Annotated in this window: 2 protein-coding genes, 1 tRNA gene and 1 other RNA gene; 3 read left to right on the top strand and 1 reads right to left on the bottom strand. The window is 74.6% G+C overall.

Annotated elements, in window-relative coordinates; all coding sequences use genetic code 11:
• Positions 1-2995, top strand: a 2995-nt coding sequence (locus HYE82_RS33605) for a hypothetical protein (protein ID WP_179178006.1), incomplete at its 5' end; no start/stop codon positions are given.
• 350 nt (positions 2996-3345) lie between these two features.
• Here HYE82_RS33605 and HYE82_RS33610 read toward each other — a convergent pair.
• Positions 3346-3430: transfer RNA gene (locus HYE82_RS33610), tRNA-Ser, on the bottom strand.
• A gap of 72 nt (positions 3431-3502) precedes the next feature.
• Here HYE82_RS33610 and ffs point away from each other — a divergent pair.
• An RNA gene (gene ffs / locus HYE82_RS33615) (signal recognition particle sRNA small type) lies at positions 3503-3601 on the top strand.
• Positions 3602-3666: 65 nt separating this feature from the next.
• Positions 3667-5567: DNA polymerase III subunit gamma and tau (locus tag HYE82_RS33620; protein WP_179178007.1), on the top strand; the 1901-nt coding region annotated here is incomplete at its 3' end.

A 5567-nucleotide genomic window follows, 5' to 3' on the forward strand; every position in this document is an offset into this window, starting at 1 on the left:
GGCCCACCCGCCCGCCGGGACGCGCATCATCGTGGCCGGACGCCTCGCACCGCCGCTGCCCGCCGACGTACCCGACCACCACCCGCTGCGCGAGCCCGCAGCCGTGCGGCTCCTGGAGCCGTCCGGGCACGCCGAGGTCATCCGGCACTCCGCCGAGCAGGAACTGAAACGCCTGCTGACCGGCACACCCACCGAGCAGCACCTGCTGGGCCTGCTTACGGCGGCCGGCGGCGGTCTGTCCGTCCAGGACCTGGTGGAACTCACCGGCACCCGCGACCCGTGGGAGATCGCGGAGACCCTCAGCACGGTGTCCGGCCGGACCTTCATGCAGCGCCCGTCGTTGGTCCGGCACGGACTGGAGCAACCCGAGCACGTGTACCTGCTGGCCCACGAGGACCTCCAACAGGCGGCGGCAACCTTCCTCGCCGGAGAGCGGCTGGCCGACTACCGCCAGCGCCTGCACGCCTGGGCGGACGGGCACCGGGAACGCGGCTGGGACGCCCACACCCCCGGCTACCTGCTGCTCGGCTACTTCCGCAGGCTGCGCGCGGACGGCGACATCCCCAGGATGCTCGGCCTCGCGCTCGACCAGGGCCGCCACGCCTGGCTGCTCGACACCACCGGCGGCGACGCCACCGCCCTCGCCGAACTCACCGCGACCCAGGACGCGATCCTCGGCGCCGCGAGCCCGGACCTGCCCGAGCTGACCAGAATCGTGCTGTGCCGGGTGAACCTGTTGGAGCGCAACGTCTCGCTGCCCGTGGACCTGCCCGCCGTCTGGGCGCTGCTCGGCCGCGCCGACCAGGCCCGGGCGCTGGCCGAGTCCATGGGGCCGGTGAGCTCGGCGAGGGCCCTCGCCGGGGTGGCAAGGGCGCTGGCCGAAACCGGCAGCCGGGCGGAGGCCGAGTCCATCGCACAGAGCATCACCGACCCGGATGAGCGGGCTCCAGCGCTTTCGGCGGTTGCCGCAGCAGCTGCCGGGGACGGCGACCGGGACCGGGCCGCCGAGCTCGCCGATGCCGCCGAGCGGGCGGCCCGCCGGATCGACAACCCCTACACGCGGGCCGCCCGCTGGGCGGTACTGGCCACGGACGCAACCGCGGTAGGTGACCGGCGGCGCGCCGCCCAGCTGGTCCGCGAGATCAGGGAGCTCGCCGACGGTCCGGAGGCCGCTGCCGGGAGCGGACTGGTCGAGAACGACTTGGCCGAGGTGCTGGCCGCCACTGGCGAACACAGCGACGCCCTGGCAGTGGCCCGCGCCATCGGTAACCCTGAGCTGCGGGCGAAGGCCCTCGCCGCTGTGGCGCGGGCGGTGGCCCGCAGCGGCGACCTGGCCTCGGCATACCGGCCGGCTGCCGAGGCAGAGGCCGCAGCCCGCGCGGTCACCGGAGTCTCGCTACAGCCTCCGATGGCAGCGGTCATCGAGGCGATGGCCGCCGCCGGGGCCCCGAACCGTGCGGCCGAGCTCACGGCCGAGGCCGTCATCGGACTCGTCGACGGCGCCGAGGACCGCCCGATCTTCCAGGTGGGGAGCGATCTGGCCGTCCTCACCGGTGCCGCAGCCCGGGCGGGTGACCACGGCCGTGCCGAGGCACTGGCCCGGGCCAACCCCGACCCGGCGTCCAAGGCGCGGGCGCTGGCTGCAGTGGCCGAGGCGGTCGTGCGGTCGGGAGACCGCCGACGCGGGCTCGATCTGGCGTCGGAGGCCCAGGAAGTGGCCCGGGCGGTCCGGTCCCCCGTGCACCAGCAGGTGGAACTCGCGGCCCTGGCCGGAGTGGCGGCCCGATCGGAAGACCTCGACTGGGCCCTGGCCATCGCCGGGACGGTGCACGACCTCGCCCATGTGGTGGCCGCGCGGAAAGCCGTGGCCCGGGCGGCGGCGGACGCGGGGGACTTTGATCGTGCCGAGGCCGTCGCCCGCACCATCGACAACGTGACCGGCCAGCGCGACGCCGCACTGGCCATCGTCGCCGAGGCCGCCCTCGAAGCGGATGCCGTGGAGCGGGCCGTGGAGATCATCGCCACGATCGAGACGATGCGCCCGCGGGTACTGGCCACTGCCGCGGTGGCCGGTGCGGGAGAGGCAGCCGGCGACCGCGATGATGCGGTGGAGCTGATGGACTGGCTCGTGGGCGGCATCGCCGAAGCGGGCGAGGACCTGGATGAGTCGAGCGTGCTCGCCCTGGCCGAGGCCGTCGCCGACACCGGTGGCGTCGGGCAGTCCGAGCGCGTGGCCCGCATGATCGAGAATTTCGCGCTACGAGCCCGGGCGCTGGCGGCGGTGGCGCGGGCGGCCGCCCGCAGCGGCCAGGCGAGCCGAGCCACCGCGCTCGTCGACGAGGCCGAGGCGGTGGCCCGCAGCATCGGCGGACCTCACGATCGGCCACGGACCCTGGCATCTCTCGTCGAGACGATCACCGGGACCGGAGACCGGGAACAGGTCGTCGTGGTCGTCGGTGGGGCTGGGGCGCTGGCCCGCACCATCGACGGAACGTCGGAGCGGGCACGCACCCTGGCGGTGGTTGCCGAGGTGATCGCCCGGACCGGGGACCACGGACGGGCCGCCGCACTCGCCACCGAGATCGAGGACGCGCTTGAGGCGGCGGACTCGCACGGGAACGGGGAACTGCTCACCGGTCTCGCCCGGGCAGCGGCCGAGACCGGACACCCCGAGCGGGCGGAGCAGATCGCGAACCGGATCACCCACCCGGAGATCCAGGCCCGAGCCCTGGCCCACCTGGCCAACGCGGCCGAGCCCGCAGCGGCCCGACGCCTGACGGCACGGGCCTTCGCCACTGACCTGTGGACGGCCGTGGACGTGCTGCACCGGCTGGAACCGGCCGTGCTGCTCCTACTCGCCGAGGACTTGGGCGTCGCCGGGCTGCGTCCCGCACCCCCGAGCCCCGACGACGCGCCGCCCCCCGGGCCGGCTGCCCGCCGCCGTCGGCTGCGCCTCGCCCTGCCCTGGCTCCGCCGCACCGGCCGAGAAGCGTGATCACGGGGCCCGCGGGCCACGCTGCGTGCACGCCTTCCGGGTTCTCAGCCGAGCATGCCCCCGAACGAGCCGCCTGATCAGCCCCTGCCTGGACGGGGAGCGGGGAGGTCCAACAGGCTCCCTTCGATCCGGAGGCCTCATACCGCGCCGCCGACGACGGGCCGAGAGCCCCCACTCGCGATCGCCCGGGGGTGTGGTCGGCCGGCTCACCACGACCACGAGTCCGTCGAGGCTGAGGTCGGCGGCCGGGAACCTGCCGCCGACGAGCGGAACCGAAACCGAGACCACGAGACGACGACGGCCCGGACCGCTGAGCGGTCCGGGCCATCGTTTGCCCAAGTGGGCGAAGGCGGAGGATACGAGATTCGAACTCGTGAGGGGTTGCCCCCAACACGCTTTCCAAGCGTGCGCCCTAGGCCTCTAGGCGAATCCTCCGCGACGAACAATACAAGACGATGAGGGGTGCTAGCGAACTCGATCCCGGGGGCCTCCATCCGCTAGGGTGGGGGCAGCCCCTCACGTGGCGCTATCTCACCCAACTCCCCCAGGGCCGGAAGGCAGCAAGGGTAAGTGGGCTCTGGCGGGTGCGTGAGGGGCGCTTTGCGTTCCGGGACGGGTTCGGAAGGGCGGGCGGGCCCGCTTTGTCGGCGGGCCCCGATAACCTCGTAGACGTGTCGTCCCTTGCGCTGTACCGCCGCTATCGCCCCGAGTCGTTCGCCGAGGTCATCGGGCAGGAGCATGTCACTGCCCCGCTGATGCAGGCCCTGCGGAACAACCGGGTCAATCACGCGTACCTGTTCAGCGGGCCCCGCGGCTGTGGCAAGACCACCAGTGCGCGGATCCTCGCCCGGTGCCTGAACTGCGAGCAGGGCCCCACGCCCGACCCCTGCGGTGAGTGCCAGTCCTGCCGGGACCTGGCGCGCAACGGCCCGGGCTCGATCGACGTCATCGAGATCGACGCCGCCTCGCACGGTGGTGTGGACGACGCCCGCGACCTGCGCGAGAAGGCCTTCTTCGGCCCGGCATCCAGCCGGTACAAGATCTACATCATCGACGAGGCGCACATGGTCACCTCGGCGGGCTTCAACGCCCTGCTGAAGGTGGTCGAGGAGCCCCCGGAGCACCTCAAGTTCATTTTCGCGACCACCGAGCCCGAGAAGGTCATCGGCACCATCCGGTCCCGGACGCACCACTACCCCTTCCGGCTCGTGCCGCCCGGGACGCTGCGGGACTACCTGGGCGAGGTCTGCGGGCGGGAGGGCGCCAAGGTCGAGGACGGCGTGCTGCCGCTCGTGGTGCGCGCCGGCGCCGGCTCGGTGCGTGACTCGATGTCCGTCATGGACCAGCTGCTGGCGGGTGCGGGCGACGAGGGTGTGACGTACGCCATGGCCACCTCCCTGCTGGGCTACACGGACGGGTCGCTGCTGGACTCCGTCGTGGACGCCTTCGCCGCCGGGGACGGGGCCGCCGCGTTCGAGGTCGTCGACCGGGTGATCGAGGGCGGGAACGACCCGCGCCGGTTCGTCGCCGACCTGCTGGAGCGGTTGCGCGACCTGGTGATCCTGGCCGCCGTGCCCGACGCCGGGGAGAAGGGGCTCATCGACGCCCCCGCCGACGTGGTCGAGCGGATGCAGGCCCAGGCCTCCGTGTTCGGGGCGGCCGAGCTGAGCCGCGCCGCCGACCTGGTGAACACCGGCCTCACCGAGATGCGGGGCGCGACCTCGCCGCGGCTGCAGCTGGAGCTGATCTGCGCCCGCGTGCTGCTGCCCGCGGCCTTCGACGACGAGCGGTCCTTCCAGGCCCGCCTGGAGCGGCTGGAGCGCGGGGGCGCCGCCCTCGCCGCCGCTGCCGGGGCGGGCGTGCCCGTTGCCGCCGCGTCCGCGGCGGCCGTTCCGGCCATGGGGTACGTGCCCGGGCCCGAGGCGCACGCCATGGCCCCGGTCGTGCCTGCTGCGCCCGTTCCTGCGCCCCCGCCTGCGTCCGCCGTTCCGGCTCCGGCTCCGGTAGCCGCCGCTCCGGCCGAGCCGGCGCCCGCTCCCGTCGCCGCCGCCGCGGCGCAGCCCGGGGCCTGGCCCGGGGCCGCGCAGCCCGGGTCCGGGGCCCGCGGGGCGTGGCCCACCGCGGCCGCGCCCGGCCAGGGGATCCCGGCGCCCGCCGCCGCGGCTCCCGCCCCGGCCGCACAGGCCCCGGCGGCCGCGGCTCCGGCGCCCGCCGCTGCGGCGCCGTCCCCGGGCATGGCCGCCGGCGCCGGGCAGGTGCAGGCGATGTGGCCCGGGATCCTGGAGGCGGTGAAGAACCGCCGCCGCTTCACCTGGATCCTGCTCAGCCAGAACGCCCAGGTCACCGGCTTCGACGGGACGACCCTGCAGCTGGGCTTCCCGAACGCCGGGGCCCGGGACAACTTCGCGAGCAGCGGCAGCGAGGACGTGCTCAAGGCCGTCCTGGCCGAGCAGTTCCAGGTCAACTGGAAGATCGACGCCGTCGTGGGGCAGGGCGGCCCGTCGGCACCGCAGGCCGCCGCCTCCGCGTACGCCGCCCCGGCCGCACCCGCCTACAGCCCGCCCGCCTACAG

The sequence above is a fragment of the Streptomyces sp. BR123 genome (assembly GCF_013401435.1).
Classification (GTDB): Bacteria; Actinomycetota; Actinomycetes; order Streptomycetales; family Streptomycetaceae; genus Streptomyces.